General features: G+C 57.7%; 13 protein-coding genes. 6 read left to right on the top strand and 7 right to left on the bottom strand.

From position 1 onward, the window contains the following. Positions 1–10 precede the first annotated feature (10 nt). The 3 genes from J3351_RS03720 to J3351_RS03710 all read left to right on the top strand — a co-directional run bounded on the left by J3351_RS03720 (position 11) and on the right by J3351_RS03710 (position 3269). Positions 11–1108 carry a dipeptide epimerase gene (locus J3351_RS03720; RefSeq protein WP_207697157.1) on the top strand — a complete coding sequence of 366 codons (1098 nt, stop codon included), beginning with the start codon at positions 11–13 and terminating at the stop codon, positions 1106–1108. Between the two features lie 248 nt (positions 1109–1356). Next, positions 1357–2595, top strand: a complete 1239-nt coding sequence (gene sstT / locus J3351_RS03715) for a serine/threonine transporter SstT (RefSeq protein WP_207697183.1) — start codon at positions 1357–1359, stop codon at positions 2593–2595. Between the two features lie 491 nt (positions 2596–3086). Beyond that, a complete protein-coding gene (locus J3351_RS03710; RefSeq protein WP_035393180.1) occupies positions 3087–3269 on the top strand; it encodes a hypothetical protein in 183 nt (60 codons plus the stop codon). Between the two features lie 153 nt (positions 3270–3422). Here J3351_RS03710 and J3351_RS03705 read toward each other — a convergent pair whose 3' ends face one another. Both J3351_RS03705 and J3351_RS03700 read right to left on the bottom strand, forming a co-directional pair. Then, positions 3423–3959, bottom strand: coding sequence for an ECF transporter S component (locus J3351_RS03705; protein ID WP_035393179.1), 537 nt, complete (start codon positions 3957–3959; stop codon positions 3423–3425). A 210-nt stretch (positions 3960–4169) separates the two neighbouring features. Then, positions 4170–5621 carry a glycosyltransferase family 39 protein gene (locus J3351_RS03700; RefSeq protein WP_207697156.1) on the bottom strand — a complete coding sequence of 484 codons (1452 nt, stop codon included), beginning with the start codon at positions 5619–5621 and terminating at the stop codon, positions 4170–4172. 311 nt (positions 5622–5932) lie between these two features. On the opposite strand from J3351_RS03700, the gene J3351_RS03695 reads away from it, so the two are divergent. From J3351_RS03695 to J3351_RS03685, 3 genes are all read left to right on the top strand, one after another. After that, positions 5933–6784: a transketolase gene (locus tag J3351_RS03695; RefSeq protein ID WP_097772996.1), complete on the top strand. Its 852-nt coding sequence runs from the start codon at positions 5933–5935 to the stop codon at positions 6782–6784. A gap of 1 nt (position 6785) precedes the next feature. Further along, positions 6786–7730, top strand: coding sequence for a transketolase family protein (locus tag J3351_RS03690; RefSeq protein ID WP_097772995.1), 945 nt, complete (start codon positions 6786–6788; stop codon positions 7728–7730). A 183-nt stretch (positions 7731–7913) separates the two neighbouring features. After that, entirely contained in the window at positions 7914–9119 is a 1206-nt protein-coding gene (locus J3351_RS03685) for a MalY/PatB family protein (RefSeq protein ID WP_117534586.1), read from the top strand. A gap of 53 nt (positions 9120–9172) precedes the next feature. Here J3351_RS03685 and J3351_RS03680 read toward each other — a convergent pair whose 3' ends face one another. The 5 genes from J3351_RS03680 to J3351_RS03660 all read right to left on the bottom strand — a co-directional run bounded on the left by J3351_RS03680 (position 9173) and on the right by J3351_RS03660 (position 14806). Then, positions 9173–9973 carry a MurR/RpiR family transcriptional regulator gene (locus tag J3351_RS03680; protein WP_207697155.1) on the bottom strand — a complete coding sequence of 267 codons (801 nt, stop codon included), beginning with the start codon at positions 9971–9973 and terminating at the stop codon, positions 9173–9175. Positions 9974–10223: 250 nt separating this feature from the next. Continuing rightward, complete coding sequence (locus tag J3351_RS03675; protein ID WP_207697154.1) at positions 10224–11636, bottom strand: NAD(P)/FAD-dependent oxidoreductase; 1413 nt, start codon at positions 11634–11636, stop codon at positions 10224–10226. A gap of 161 nt (positions 11637–11797) precedes the next feature. Further along, positions 11798–12499: an HdeD family acid-resistance protein gene (locus J3351_RS03670; RefSeq protein WP_097769757.1), complete on the bottom strand. Its 702-nt coding sequence runs from the start codon at positions 12497–12499 to the stop codon at positions 11798–11800. Between the two features lie 45 nt (positions 12500–12544). After that, the gene (locus J3351_RS03665; protein ID WP_005928464.1) at positions 12545–13939 is read right to left on the bottom strand and encodes an MATE family efflux transporter; all 1395 of its coding nucleotides are present in this window, start codon (positions 13937–13939) and stop codon (positions 12545–12547) included. A gap of 258 nt (positions 13940–14197) precedes the next feature. Then, positions 14198–14806 carry an AAA family ATPase gene (locus tag J3351_RS03660; RefSeq protein ID WP_097769755.1) on the bottom strand — a complete coding sequence of 203 codons (609 nt, stop codon included), beginning with the start codon at positions 14804–14806 and terminating at the stop codon, positions 14198–14200. Between the last annotated feature and the right edge of the window lie 36 nt (positions 14807–14842).

Here is a 14842-nt window from a genome sequence, read left to right as displayed (position 1 = left end):
GGACGGGACTATGAAGATCACACAGGTGCGGCTGGGCCGCATTTCCACCCCGCTGCGGGTGCCGTTCAAAACAGCACTGCGCACTGTGAACAGCGTTGAGGATGTTATCGTGGAGCTCCACACCGATACCGGTGCGGTGGGCTACGGCGAAGCACCCCCGACCGGTGTCATCACCGGCGACACCACCGGGGCCATCCTCGGTGCCATTCGGGATCATATCGCCCCTGCCCTGCTGGGCCGCGACCTCGATGAATTTGAGGATCTGACCGCCGCTGTGCAGAAGGCGCTTGTCCACAACACCAGCGCCAAGGCCGCTGTGGACATGGCCCTGTGGGATCTGCTGGGCCAGAAGTACAGCGCCCCTGTTTACCGGATGCTGGGCGGTGCCCGCAAAAACATCGTGACCGATATCACCATCAGTGTCAACCCGCCCGAGGAGATGGCCCGGGATGCCCGCACCGCCGTCCAGCGCGGCTACGACTGCCTGAAGGTCAAGGTTGGCATTGACCCGGAACTGGATGTGGCCCGCCTTGCCGCGGTGCGGCAGGCCGTGGGCCGGGACATCAAGCTCCGCATCGATGCCAATCAGGCCTGGAACGCCAAGCAGGCGGTCCGCATCCTGAACCAGATGCAGGAGAAGGGGCTGGACATTGAGTTCGTGGAGCAGCCCGTGCCCGCCGCAGACCTTGAGGGGATGCAGTATGTCACCCGCCATGCCGATGTGCCCGTGCTGGCCGACGAGAGCGTGTTCAGCCCGGCAGATGCCCTGCGGATCATGCAGACCGGCGCGGCCGACCTTGTGAACATCAAGCTGATGAAGTGCGGCGGCATCACCAATGCCCTGCGCATTGCCGCCGCCGCTGAGGTGTACGGCGTGGAGTGCATGATCGGCTGTATGCTGGAAGCAAAGATCTCGGTCAACGCCGCTGTGGAGCTGGCCTGCGCCAAGAAGATCATCACCAAGATCGACCTTGACGGCCCGGTGCTCTGCAGCGAGGACCACATCCTCGGCGGTGCCGTGTTCGACGAAAAGAACATCACCGTCTCCGACGCGCCCGGCATGGGCATTCAGGGCTTTGTGCCCGGCAAGGTGTCCTATCTCGACTAAAACAGGAACAGACCGCATCCCGAAACACACGGGGTGCGGTCTCTTTTTGTGAATCTGTATTTCATATACGGACAGTGAAAAAAGCTCGTGTCTGTATATGTTGAAATGAAAAACAAAAAAAGCGGGCAAAATCTTTGACTTTTTGGCCTGCAAGGCGTATAATCGTACTTGTTCCGTGTAGAGGAATGGGAAAACTGTGCGCAATAGGCGCACAATCTGGATAGGGGAGTAGAAAAGTTATGAAAACGTTGAAAGCGGTTGCGGCAAGGTACAACGCCACCAGCCTGATCCTGCGCATCGTCATCGGCCTTGTGGTCGGTGCGGTGCTGGCACTGGCGGTGCCCGGCGCGGGCTGGGTGGAAGAGTTCGGCAGCCTGTTCGTGGGTGCCCTGAAGGGCATTGCCCCGGTGCTGGTGTTCGTTATCGTGGCCAGTGCGCTGGCGCAGGGCACGTCCAGGCTGGACCGGCGCTTTGGCACGGTCATCTGGCTGTACATGCTCACCACCTTCCTGGCCGCCGCCATTGCGGAGGTGACCAGCTTCCTGTTCCCTCAGACCGTCGTTCTGGCTGAGGCGGCAGAATCCGAGGTGGTGCCCCAGGGTCTGGGCGAGGTGATGAACACCCTGCTCACCAACTTTGTGGCAAACCCCGTCAGCGCCCTGCTGAATGGCAATTACATCGGCATCCTGTTCTGGGCCTGCCTGTTCGGTCTGGCCATGAAGAAGTACGGCGCGAACAGCACCAAGCTGTTCCTGGCAAACACAGCGGATGCAGTCTCCCAGATCGTCCGCTGGATCATCAATCTGGCACCCTTCGGCATCATGGGCCTTGTGTACACCAACGTGTCCAGCAACGGCCTGTCCATCTTTACCCAGTACGGCAGGCTGCTGCTCCTGCTGGTGGGCACCATGCTCTTTATGGCACTGGTCGTCTCGCCCTTTATCATCTTTGTGTATCTGCACTGCAACCCGTATCCGCTGGTGTTCCGCTGCCTGCGTGAATCCGGCCTGACCGCCTTCTTCACCCGCAGCTCTGCCGCCAACATCCCGGTGAATATGGATCTGTGCGATAAGCTGGGGCTGGATAAGGATATGTATTCCGTCTCCATCCCGCTGGGCGCTACCATCAATATGGATGGTGCCGCCATCACCATTACGATTATGACGCTGGCAGCGGCCAATACGCTGGGCATTCAGGTGTCCCTGCCCGCCGCCATCCTTCTTTCGGTGATGAGTGCTTTGGGTGCCTGCGGCGCTTCCGGCGTGGCTGGCGGCTCCCTGCTGCTGATCCCCATGGCCTGCTCCCTGTTTGGCATCTCCAATGATATCGCCATGCAGGTGGTCGGTGTCGGCTTTATCATTGGCGTGGTGCAGGATTCCGTGGAAACTGCCCTGAACTCCGCCGGTGACGTGGAATTTGCCGCCACTGCGGAATATCACCAGTGGCGCAGGGAGGGCAAGCCCCTGCCGGCGTTCCTGTGCAAGTGATGCAAAACTGAAATGGCTTTTCAAAGGCTGCTGTGCTGCTGGCACGGCGGCCTTTTTGTTTGGAACTTTTTTCTGGGCATTTTGCACAGGAAAGCCCTCGTCCTGTTTGAAATTGACGGATTCTGACGGATTTTGCATGAGAGTATCCTCTTTTGCAGAAGAAATTCTGGGCAAAACGGAGAGAAAATCTGAAAAAACTTTCCAAACAAGGTTTCAATCGTCCATGTATACAAGAACTTTATTTTTTATAAAAAACGTTTTGTGCTAGTTGCGCAAAGAACGAAAGAACGTTAAAAATGTATCACTAAATTCATAGTTTGTTCATAGAATTTATAAAACGATTTCATAATTGAGTGGCATAATATGGCCGTCCTCAGAGAGGGAAACAAAAGAACGAAGGGTTCTGAACGGTTCCGCTCTGAGGATGCAGGGAGATAGAGGCCCTGCCAAAAAACACAATGACATTTACCGATATACGGAGGATATTTATTATGATGAACAAGAACACTGCTATTCTGGACAACACTATGATGGACGCTTACCTGACTGTCACCGAGGGCGTGTCCGATAACTGCGGCATTGGCCTGGCTTTTGCAAGCCTGCTCGAGAGCGCAAAGAAGAACTTTGTCAACCAGAGCAACCGCCGCGCTGTCAATGCAAGCTTTGCCGGCTGATCTTCTCCAATTTGCCGGTTGAAGATTCTCCTTCTTTTTTGTTACAGCTGCTGCCACACTGTAATATGAACTGAAAAGCCCGGAACCACCTGCCGCCATAGCAGGTACGGTTCCGGGCTTTTTTGCTGTGTGGGTTCGGTCAGCGCAGGGATTTTAAGCCGTCAGCTTTGCTTTCTGCAGCGCGGCCACGATCAGCGGAATGAGGATGAGCTGCGCCACGATGCCGGGCACGGCAGTGAGCACCGCACCGGACAGGAACGCGCTGAACGGGAAGCTGGAGCCGGACAGACCGGCCAGCACAAAGCGCACCGCACCCCAGACAAGGCGGCCTGCCACCATTGAGGTGACAAGGGTGGCGTAGATCATGGGCAGGGTGTGCTGCACCTTGCGGTACATGAAACCGGCCACAGCGCCGTATGTGGCCAGCTCAAAGGCCATGGCGATGGCAATGGGGTACATCGGGGGCATCCCGAACAGCACCGAGCGGAGCAGCGGGGCGGCAAAGCCCAGTGCCAGGCCCCAGGGGCCGCCTAGCACAAAGCCAGCCAGCAGCACTGGGAAGTGCATGGGGCAGAGCATGTTGCCGATCTGAGGCACATGGCCGGTGATCATGGGCAGCACAAAGGCCAGTGCCAGAAACAGTGCGGCCAGCACCAGATCACGGGTCGCGGAACGGGTCTTGGTATTCATCAATGATTCCTCCTGAAAATGCACAGACAAAAAGGGCCTGCCGCCAGCACGCGCGCCAGCGGCAGACCCCTTCATGGTGTCTGTTTCAAAATAATGTTTGCGGGGGAGAAACACGGGCTTCGGCCCGCAAAGCCCCGGCTTCAGCCGGGAATTGTGCAAAAAGTATAGCAGATGCAAAGCCGCCTTGTCAAGCTCAGCGGATGAGGATGGTTACGGGGTGGTGTTTGCGGATTTTTGAAATTTGTAGATGTAATAAAAGGAATCTTCACCGGGGCCTTCTGCAAATGTACTGTTACAGACATTGGCGTGAGAATAACCATTGTCGGAGGCTGCATTCAATTCGGCATCAGAAAGCGCATGTTCCATAAAGAGCCAGATCTCAGGATCGGAAGAAGTGAAGCACTGAGAAGTATTGGAGGATTCGATTTGAGCATGGACACGTCCCGGAAAGTAATAGTCAAAGAGTGTCCAGTCTAGGAAGTAGTTCGTTGTATAAAGAACTGCATCCTGAGAGGGGGTAATAACTTCCAGACACTGGGTGGTCGCAAGGTCGATGCGCTTTTCCCGCTGATAGGTTTGGTAGAAATCCGGTAGACTGCACACCAGCGTTCCCAAAATCAGAATACTGGACAGAATGGTTCTCCAACGGACTTTAGACAGAAGAAAGCCAAAAACCAGGTAAACGACTGCGGTGAGCGGATAAAGGTATCGAACGAGAAAAAGCGGGCGAAAGGCATGTGAAACGATCAGTCCGACTGCGGAGGTGCCGGCGGCAGAAAGCAAGCCGGTCAAAAGCCAGATCGTATCAGGGGCGAAGAGCCAGTTAGAGGACGATTTGGCCTGTGCTGTGAAATAAAGAAGGAATGCAAGACCGAAAATGAGGACTGTCCAAGAAGGATTGAAGAAGAATCCGATACAATTGATCGGAGAGGGAATGAAGGTGGACCACCAGTCCTCCGCAGCACGTTTGAAAGTGGGAAGCAATACCAGAAGCCAGGGAAGGTAGACGACCACTGCGGCACAATAAGTGATAAGGATTTTTTTAAAGCTGCTCTTATCCTGCGGAAGCAGAGAAAGCAGAGCCAGATAGAAAAATGCAACGGAAATCAGGGCATAGTAGTGCGTATAAGCGGCACAAAGTGAGGCGACGCTGAAAATGACCCAATCGGAGGTTTTACCGGAATGAAGAATGTTATGGAGTGCCAGATAGGCCGCTAACACGAAGAAAGCGCCGAGTGAATACATTCGGGCCTCGACATTGAACATGATAGCGGTATCAGTCAAAGAGGCAAAAGTGGAAACAACAACTGCGGGAATCAATCCGAACTGTCTGAAAATCACTGTACAGGCAAGAATCAGAATGAGTCCATAGGGAATCAGAGCCGACAGATGATAGACATATCCGTGATTGCCCAGAAGATGATATAGGAGCTGTGTGAAAAGATAGTACAGCGGCGGATGGTTATCTGCCGCTGTGACTTGGAGCATTTCAAAAACATTCATTTGGGCAAGGCCGATGCTGAACCCTTCATCTCCCCAGAAGGAGTTGTCAAAAATGCGGACAAAGTGCATGGCGAACAGCACGAGGGCATACAGGTACAGCAGCCAGGGCAAAATCCTGCGGCTGCGCTGTGCCCGGGATGTGGGTGAGGAAAAAGACATAGGAACCTCCCAAAATGATAAAAAAAGCAAACAAATTCATCTTATTATATCATACAGCGGCAAAAGATGATATTGCAAAGCGGCCAAAAGCTGCAAAAATGTTTTGCGGGGGCAAAATGGCCCTGCATTTTCAACAAAAACGGGAACATTTACAAGCGATTTTGCCAAGGGATGTACATTTTGACGAAAGAACCTTGACGTTTTTGCATAGAATAGATAATATAGACTTGAGAAATAGCGCATCGGGGCGTACGGCCCGGGTGCGTATCATATCCGATGCAAACGCTGAGGTTCATACGGGAGGACCAAAGATGACAAATGCAGAAAAGCTTACCCTGGCAAAACACGCCTGCCACATCCGCATGGGCGTGATCGAGGGCACTCACAGCGCCAAGTGCGGCCATCCGGGCGGCAGCCTGGATATCGCCGAGGTGCTGGCGTACCTCTATTTCGTAGAGATGAAGGTGGATCCGAAGGATCCCAAGAACCCTGACCGCGACCGTCTGGTGCTCTCCAAGGGCCATGCGGCTCCGGCGCTGTACGCCGCGCTGGCTGAGCGTGGGTTCTTCCCGGTGGAGGACCTCAAGACCCTGCGCAAGATTGGCAGCTACCTGCAGGGCCACCCCAACATGAACAGTGTGCCGGGCGTGGATATGTCCACCGGCAGTCTGGGTCAGGGCGTGAGCGCCGCCTGCGGCATGGCACTGGGTGCCAAGCACGCCGGTAAGCCCATCAATGTTTACACCATCCTGGGTGACGGCGAGGTGGAAGAGGGCGAGTGCTGGGAGGCCTTTATGTTTGCTTCTCACTACGGCCTGTCCAACCTCTGCGTTATGCTGGACCGCAACCATCTGCAGATCGACGGCACCACCGAGACCGTGATGAACAGCGCCCCGCTGGAGGAGAAGCTGAAGGCCTTCAACTTCAACGTGCTGACCATCAACGGCCACGATCTTGATGCCATTGAGAGCGCCATCGCCGCTTTCCACGCTGAGAACGAAAAGCCCACCTGCATCATTCTGGATACCCTCAAGGGCAAGGGCGTTTCCTTTATGGAGAACTCCGTTGACTGGCACGGCAAGGGCCCCAACGATGAGGAATACGCACAGGCCATGCAGGAGCTGAATGCAGCTTACGCCGCGCTGGAAGAGGAGGACAAGTAAGATGGCAGAAGTGAAGAAGATCGCTACCCGTGACAGCTACGGCAACACCCTGAAGGAGCTGGCCGCCGAGGGCCACGACGACCTGGTGGTGCTGGACGCTGACCTGGCTGCCGCCACCAAGACCGGCATGTTCCGTAAGGCGTACCCGGACCGTCACTTCGACTGCGGTATTGCCGAGGGCAACATGATGGGCGTGGCCGCAGGTCTGGCCACCATGGGTTATGTTCCCTTTGTTTCCAGCTTTGCCATGTTTGCCGCAGGCCGTGCCTTTGAGCAGATCCGCAACTCGATCGCCTACCCCCGCCTGAACGTCAAGATCGGTGCCACCCACGGCGGCATCTCTGTGGGCGAGGACGGTGCTTCCCACCAGTGCTGCGAGGACTTTGCCCTGATGCGCAGCCTGCCCGGCATGACCGTGATCTGCCCCGCAGACGATGTGGAGGCCCGTGCCGCTGTGCGTGCCGCTTACGCCATGCAGGGCCCTGTTTACCTGCGCTTCGGCCGTCTGGCTGTGCCTGTGTTCCACGATGAGGCTACCTACCACTTTGAGCTGGGCAAGGGCGAGCAGATCACCGAGGGCAGCGACATTGCCATCATCGCCACCGGTCTGATGGTCAACGAGGCCCGCCTGGCTGCCGAGCAGCTGGCTGCCGAGGGCATCCACGCCCGGGTCATCAACATCCACACCATCAAGCCTCTGGACGAGGAGATCGTCCTCAAGGCCGCCAAGGAGTGCGGCAAGGTCATCACCGCCGAGGAGCACAGCGTCATCGGCGGCCTGGGCGAGGCTGTCTGCGCCGTCCTGAGCGAGAAGCTGCCTACCCCTGTCCGCCGCGTGGGCGTGCAGGACAAGTTCGGCTGCTCCGGCCCTGCATGGGACCTGCTCAAGCTGTACGGTCTGGATGCAGCGACCATCTGCAAGACCGCTCACGAGATGCTGGGCTGATCCGGAAAGTCAATACCAATAAAAGCCGGTCGGCGGATGCCGACCGGCTTTTTGCGTGCAATTACCGTAAAAATTCGTGATTTTTCCGCACGATATCCGGGGAAACGTGCTGGCTGCTTGCACCCGGCGGCAAAGTGTGTTAAAGTGGGGCCAGATAAAAATTTTGAGAGAAGGAGCACCGCTATGAAATACGATTTCACTTCCATCATGGACCGCCACGGCAAGGATGCCATTGCAGTGGATGGCCTTGGCACCGGCTTTGCCCCCGCCGCCCCCAAGGAGGGCTTTGACGCCATCCCCATGTGGGTGGCCGATATGAACTTCCCCACCGTGCCCACCATCCAGGAAGCCATCATCGAGCGCACCAACCACCCCGCGTTTGGCTACTTCAACCCCACCGATGAATACTTCGATTCCATCATCCGGTGGCAGGCAAAGCGCAACGGCGTGCAGGGCCTGACCAAGGAGTGCATCGGCTACGAGAACGGCGTGCTGGGCGGCGTGATCAGCGCCCTGAACTGCGTCTGCTCCAAGGGCGACAAGATCCTGATCCACAGCCCCACCTACATCGGCTTCACCATGAGCCTGAAGAACAACGGCTACGAGGCTGTCCACAGCCCGCTGGTCAAGGATGAGAACGGTGTGTGGCGGATGGACTTTGAGGACATGGAAAAGCACCTGAAAGAGGAAAAGATCCATGCCGCCATCATGTGCAACCCCCACAACCCCTGCGGCCGTGTGTGGGAGCGCTGGGAGCTGGAAAAGGCCATGGAGCTGTACAAGAAGTATGATGTGTATGTGGTCTCCGATGAGATCTGGTCGGACATCATCCTGAGCGGAAACAAGCACATCCCCACCCAGTCTGTGAGCGAGGATGCCCGCCAGCGCACCGCCGCTTTCTATGCCCCCTCCAAGACCTTCAATCTGGCCGGTCTGGTGGGCAGCTACCATATCGTTTACAACAGCTGGTGGCGTGACCGCATGGAAAAAGAGTCCAGCCTGAGCCACTACAACATGATGAACGTTCTCTCCATGCACGCCCTGATCGGTGCTTACAAGCCCGAGGGCTACGAGTGGACCGACGAGCTCTGCGAGGTGCTGACCGGCAACATCGACTTTGCCTGCGATTACATCGAGAAGCATTTCGAGGGCGTGACCGTCTCCAAGCCGCAGGGTACCTACATGCTGTTCGTGGACTGCACCGACTGGTGCAAGGCCCACGGCAAGACCATTGAGGATGTGGAGCACGCCTGCTGGGATGTGGGCGTTGCCATCCAGGACGGCACCATGTTCTTTGGCCCCTGCCACCTGCGCATGAATCTGGCTTCTCCCCGTTCCCGCATCGAGGAGGCGTTCCACCGCATGGACAAGTACGTTTTTAACGCATGATCGCTTAAACACAGCAAAAAGTCCCGACCAGAACGGCCGGGACTTTTTTGCGCTTAATTCAGATCGAAATTGCCCACCAGCAGGTAGTAGAGCACCTCCACCACCAGCGCTGCCGAAAGCTGGGAAGGCATCATATCGCTGGCAATGCGCTGGATACGGTTGGAGGCCAGCAGGGTATAGCTGGCGTGGCCTGCCAGCGCCGAGCGCTTGTCGCAGGTGATGAGGATGACCGGTGTGCCGTTCTTCTTGGCGGCACGGGTGGCCGTCTCCAACGCCTCGCAGCGGCCTGCGCTGGAAATGAGCAGCAGGGCATCTTTTGGGGTCAGTGCCGAAGCGAAAGACCGTGCCTTTTCTGGCACCGGGCTGATCATGCAGCGCTTGCCCAGACTGCCCAGCTTGAGCGAAGCATCCATGGCAACGGGCAGGCTGCTGCCGTTGGCTTCGATCTCAATGATCTCTGCCGCCCGCAGAATGGAAAGCACCTTTCTCAGCTGGACAAGGTTCAAGGCCTGAATGGTGGCCTGAACCTCCTCCTGACGGTTGTTCTGAAGATCGAGCAGGGCCTGATGCAGCGGGTCATTGGGGGGCCTTTTGCGGGCCTCCGTTTCCTGCTGCTCCAGCACATCCCGCGCAAGCTCCAGTTGGAATTTGCGATAATTTGCGTAGCCGAGCTTGTGGCACAGCCGGGTGACCGTGGCTTCGGACGAGTGGCTGGCCTTTGCAAGCTCCGCAGAGGTGGCGACCGAGGCCCACTTTACATCTGCAAGAATGCAGTCCGCAATGCGCCGTTCGGCGCTGTAAAGCTGGAGCCCGGAGCACAGCTGGGTGACGACGCTTCCCGGGGAATCGTGCATAGCAATACCTCCCTGTGTGCGCTGTGCATTGGGCACAACGCACAGTACTCTGGAAATAGTATACCGATTTTTTGGTGAAAAATCAATTGAATCTGGCAAGAAAATGCATATCATTCCAGAATAAACCGGGATCCCGCCAGAACCCGCTGCCTGTCAAATTCTCCAAACCGGAATAAGCTGCGCTGAAATTACAAAAGGACTGCTCCGCTGGAGCAGTCCTTTTTACGTTTTGAGGGGTGGGAAGGTGCGATCAGCACCCTTCCTTTTCGGCCAGCTTCCGGCCCATGAGCACGCCCATGACGGAGGCCATCATCAGGCCGCGGGTCCAGCCGGAGGAGTCACCCAGACAGTGCAGGCCCCGGATGTTGGTGTCGAGGTTCTCGTCCATCTTGACCTTGTTGGAGTAGAACTTCAGCTCGGGGCTGTAAAGCAGGGTCTCGTTGGCGGCAAAGCCGGGCACGACCATATCCAGCATCTTGATGAACTCAATGATGTTGGTCATGGCGCGGTAAGGCATGGCGGCGGTGATATCACCGGCCACGGCATCCTTCAGGGTGGGCTTGACGTTGGATTGCGCCAGCTCCTTGGGCCAGGTGCGCTTGCCGTCCAGAATGTCGCCGTAGCGCTGGACCAGGATGTGGCCCGCGCCCAGCATGTTGGTCAGCTCACCCACCTTCTGGGCGTAGGCGATGGGCTGGTTGAAGGGTTCGGTGAAGTTGTGGGAGACGAGGATGGCCAGGTTGGTGTTCTCGCTCTTCTTCTCCTTGAAGCTGTGGCCATTGACCACGGCCAGATCGTTGTCGTAGTTCTCCTGAGCCACAAAGCCGCCGGGGTTCTGGCAGAAGGTGCGCACCTTGTTCTTCCAGGGCTTGGGGTAGCCGATGAGCTTGGACTCGTACAGCACCTTGTTCACCTTTTCCATGACCTCGTTGCGGCACTCCACGCGCACGCCGATGTCAACGGTGCCGGGCTTGTGGGCGATGTGGTGCTCGGCGCAGATCTTCTCCAGCCAGTCGGCACCGCGGCGGCCCGTGCCGATGACCACAGTATCGGCATAAACAGCATGGGCTTCCGCGTCCTTGGGTCCCTTGATGAGCACGCCCTTGCACTCCTCGTTCTCCAGGATGATGTTCTCGCACTCGGTGCTGAACAGCATCTCCACGCCGTTGTCGGCCAGATAGTTCTGGATGGCCAGATACAGCTGCTGGGCCTTCTCGGTGCCCAGATGACGGATGGGGCAGTCCACCAGCTTCAGGCCGGCGTGGATGGCGTTCTTGCGGATCTCCTTGATGTCCTCGCCGGTGTAGATGCCCTCCACATGGGGGTCGGCACCGAACTCGAGGTAGATCTTATCGGTGTAATGGATGAGCTCCTGTGCGAACTCCTCGCCGATCAGGCTGGGCAGGTCGCCGCCCACCTCATAGGAGAGGCTCAGCTTGCCGTCCGAGAACGCGCCTGCACCGGAGAAGCCGGTGGTGATGGCGCAGGTGGGGCGGCAGTTGACGCAGTGGCCCAGCTCGGCTTTGGGGCAGTGGCGCTTTTCCACCGGCTTGCCCTTTTCCACCAGCAGGATCTTTTTCTTGCTGCCGTGGCGCAGCAGCTCTACAGCGGTGAAGATGCCGGCCGGACCGGCACCCACAATGATCAGATCGTATTTTTCCATCTCTAGTTTTATCCTTTGCTATTAGTTACAAACTCCCTCAGTCGCCTGTCGGCGACAGCTCCCTCGGAGAGGGAGCCTTTTCTCGGAGGGAAGCTTTATGGGGGTGGCCAAAGCCTCCCTCATGGAGGGAGGCGGCATCGCGCAGCGATGACGGAGGGAGTTTAATCCTCTTCCTGCTCCACCTCAGCGCTCTCGTCCACATGATCCAGCTCCACGGCGGAGGCTTCCACGTCGGCAGGGGCGATGTCCGGGGCGATCACGCCGTCACCGTTCAGATCCTGACCGGTCAGGGATTCCAGCATGGACTGGGTCTCGGGGTGGAGCTTGGAAAAGCGGCGGATGGCCAGCACGGTGTACAGGGCACTGAGCAGGTTGATGGCACCCTCAATGATGAGGATGATGCCAATGGCCATGACCAGCGTCTCCATGGTGCCGAAGGGGTTCAGGATCATCACCACGCCCAGCACCACGCTGAGCACCGGCAGCAGCAGGAAGCCCTTCCAGCTGGGGTACTCACAGCGGCGCAGGTCCAGAGCGTTCTGGATGCGGCCCAGACTGTCGAAGATGACGAACAGGCCGAACACGATGGGCAGGATGCGCACCACGATGTCGCTGCGGAGGATCAGGAACGCGCCCAGGCCCAGGCAGATGATGCCCGAGATGAGGGTGAGCTGGCTCTGAAAGATGCCGCGCTCCACGGCAAAGTAGCGCACCAGCTGAACGGCGGCGCACACCAGCACCACGCCGCCCAGGGCGTAGCAGACCACGTTGAGGGCGGTGGAGGGACGCATGAGCAGGAAGATGCCCAGCCCCAGGTAGAGCACGCTCATCAGGATCAGATTCCATTTCAACTTCTTTGCCATAAAAGGTCACGTTCCTTTCTTGTGCCGGACGGGTTCTGAAACGGTTTACTGTGCAGCGGCAGCGTTGTCGTACATGGGCTCGATGATCTTTTTGTCCAGGCGGGCAAAGAACACAAAGCTCAGGGTCACACTGACCAGCTCTGCAATGACGAAGGACCACCACACCATATTCACATTGCCGGTCTTACTCAGCAGCCAGGCGGCGGGCAGCAGGACCACCAGCTGGCGGCAGACCGAGATGATCAGGCTGAACATGCCGTTGCCCAGCGCCTGGAAGGTGGAGGACAGGATGATGCTCATGCCGGCCAGCAGGAAGTGGAAGCAGATGATGCGCAGGGCAGGCTTGCCGATGGCCAGCATGGCCTCGCTGGCGGAGAACAGGCCCAGCAGCTTGTCGGGCAGGAACTGGAACAGCAGGAAGCCGACCAGCATGATGGCCTCGGCATAGAACATGGCGCACTTGATGGTCTTTTTGACGCGGTCGGGCTTGCGGGCACCGTAGTTGTAGCCGATGATGGGCACCATGCCGTTGTTCATGCCGAAGATGGGCATGAACACGAAGCTCTGCAGCTTGAAGTAAACGCCGAACACGGCCACAGCGGTGGCGGTAAAGGCCATGAGGATCTGGTTCATCAGGAAGGTCATCACGCTGCCCACGCACTGCATGGCGATGCTGGGCAGGCCGACAACGTAGATCCGTTTGATGGCTTCGGCGCTGGGGCGGAAGCCCTTGAAATCCAGCTGGATATCGGGGTTCTTGCGGAGGTTGAGGTAGAAGGAGACCCCTGCGCCGCAGAACTGGCCGATGACGGTGGCCAAAGCTGCACCGGTGGTGCCGGACAGAGCCTCGCCGCAGTAGCCAAAGATGAAGATGGGGTCAAGGATGATGTTGACGATGGCACCCACCAGCTGGCTGATCATGCTCAGGGTGGTGCGGCTGGTGGCGGCCAGCAGTTTCTCGTTCATCACCTGCATGAACATGCCCAGGCTGAGCACGCAGCAGATGGTCAGGTAGCGGATGCCCTGCTCGGCGATGTCGGCATCGGCGGTCTGGGCGTAGAAGTAGGGGCGCACAACGGTCAGGCCCAGCACCAGAAAGACCAGGTAGCTGCACAGTGCCAGGAACAGGCCGTTCTCGGCGGTCTTGTTGGCGCGGGACTGGTTCTTTTCGCCCAGGCTCTTGGAGAGCAGGGCGTTGACACCCACGCCGGTGCCGATGCCCACGGCGAACATCATGTTCTGCAGCGAAAAGGCCAGAGAGACGGCGGTCAGAGCGTTCTCACTGACACGGGCGACAAAGATCGAGTCCACCACGTTGTACAGTGCCTGCACCAGCATGGAGATCATCATCGGGATGCTGAGCTTGATCAGCAGCGGGTTGACATCCATGGTGCCCATGATATTTTCGGGTTCGGAAAGATTGAGCTGTTTGTTTTCCACGATTTCTCCTTTTGACGTTGAATGATAGACGAGGGTTTATGCTTGAACAGGAGGGAGGTGTCCCGCCCCTCCTGTGGTGTCCGGCGATCGCTTCGTGCTGTAAACAGCACCCGCGTTTCGCTGACCGCCGCGCCAACGGCTCCTCCCTTCATCCGCCACTGGCGGTGGTCGTTGCCGTTGCCCAAAACGTGGGCAGAGCACAAAAGCACCCTACCCACGAAGCAACATTGTTTTTTGGGCCGTCCGGCCCGGCGGGGATCACTCAGCCATGGTCTTTTCCTTGGCGGCGACAGCGTCCAGGATCATCTTGACGCAGGTCTCGCGGCCCAGGGCGGCGTTGATGGCCAGATCATAGTTGTGGGCATCGCCCCAGCGGTTCTGGGTGTAGTAGTTGTAGTAGGCGGCACGGTTGCGGTCGGTCTTTTCGATCTCTTCCTTGATGCCCTTCTCGTCGTGTGCTTTGACCAACGGGTCGGTCTTGGCCAGCTCACGCCGCCATTCCACCGGTGCGTAGATGAACACGCGCAGCACATCCTTGCGCTCCCGCAGCACATAGTCACCGCAGCGGCCCAGAATGACGCAGGGGCCTTCCTCGGCCAGCTGTTTGATGATGCGGCTCTGCAGGATGAACACCTGATCACCCAGCGGGAGCTCGTTGCCCATGGTATACAGGCTGTACAGCAGGCTGTGGGTGCGGCGTTTTTCGCTGGCGGCTACGGCTTCCTCCGAGAGGCCGGAGTGCTTTGCGGCCATGGTGATCAGCTCCTTGTCGTAGAGCTTGATGCCCAGTGCGTTTGCAACATCCTCTGCGATGTAGTTGCCGCCGGTGCAGTACTCACGTCCAATGGTGATGATCGTTTTTGCCATAATGTGTTCCTCCCTATGTTGTGGTTTCTATCCCGA

Origin of the sequence: Faecalibacterium sp. Marseille-Q0746 (genome assembly GCF_017377595.1) — a bacterium.
GTDB classification, from domain to species: Bacteria; Bacillota; Clostridia; order Oscillospirales; family Ruminococcaceae; genus Faecalibacterium; species Faecalibacterium duncaniae.
The sequence above is the reverse complement of the archived record's forward strand: the minus strand, read 5'-3'. Positions and strand labels throughout refer to the sequence as shown.

What these genes read in the sequence shown, in the direction of transcription:
- J3351_RS03710 (WP_035393180.1), top strand. Translation starts at nt 3,087, where the DNA reads ATGATGAACAAGAACACTGCTATTCTGGACAACACTATGATGGACGCT.
- J3351_RS03690 (WP_097772995.1), top strand. Translation starts at nt 6,786, where the DNA reads ATGGCAGAAGTGAAGAAGATCGCTACCCGTGACAGCTACGGCAACACC.
- J3351_RS03695 (WP_097772996.1), top strand. Translation starts at nt 5,933, where the DNA reads ATGACAAATGCAGAAAAGCTTACCCTGGCAAAACACGCCTGCCACATC.
- J3351_RS03670 (WP_097769757.1), bottom strand. Translation starts at nt 12,499, where the DNA reads ATGGCAAAGAAGTTGAAATGGAATCTGATCCTGATGAGCGTGCTCTAC.
- J3351_RS03685 (WP_117534586.1), top strand. Translation starts at nt 7,914, where the DNA reads ATGAAATACGATTTCACTTCCATCATGGACCGCCACGGCAAGGATGCC.
- J3351_RS03700 (WP_207697156.1), bottom strand. Translation starts at nt 5,621, where the DNA reads ATGTCTTTTTCCTCACCCACATCCCGGGCACAGCGCAGCCGCAGGATT.
- J3351_RS03660 (WP_097769755.1), bottom strand. Translation starts at nt 14,806, where the DNA reads ATGGCAAAAACGATCATCACCATTGGACGTGAGTACTGCACCGGCGGC.
- J3351_RS03720 (WP_207697157.1), top strand. Translation starts at nt 11, where the DNA reads ATGAAGATCACACAGGTGCGGCTGGGCCGCATTTCCACCCCGCTGCGG.
- J3351_RS03675 (WP_207697154.1), bottom strand. Translation starts at nt 11,636, where the DNA reads ATGGAAAAATACGATCTGATCATTGTGGGTGCCGGTCCGGCCGGCATC.
- J3351_RS03705 (WP_035393179.1), bottom strand. Translation starts at nt 3,959, where the DNA reads ATGAATACCAAGACCCGTTCCGCGACCCGTGATCTGGTGCTGGCCGCA.
- J3351_RS03680 (WP_207697155.1), bottom strand. Translation starts at nt 9,973, where the DNA reads ATGCACGATTCCCCGGGAAGCGTCGTCACCCAGCTGTGCTCCGGGCTC.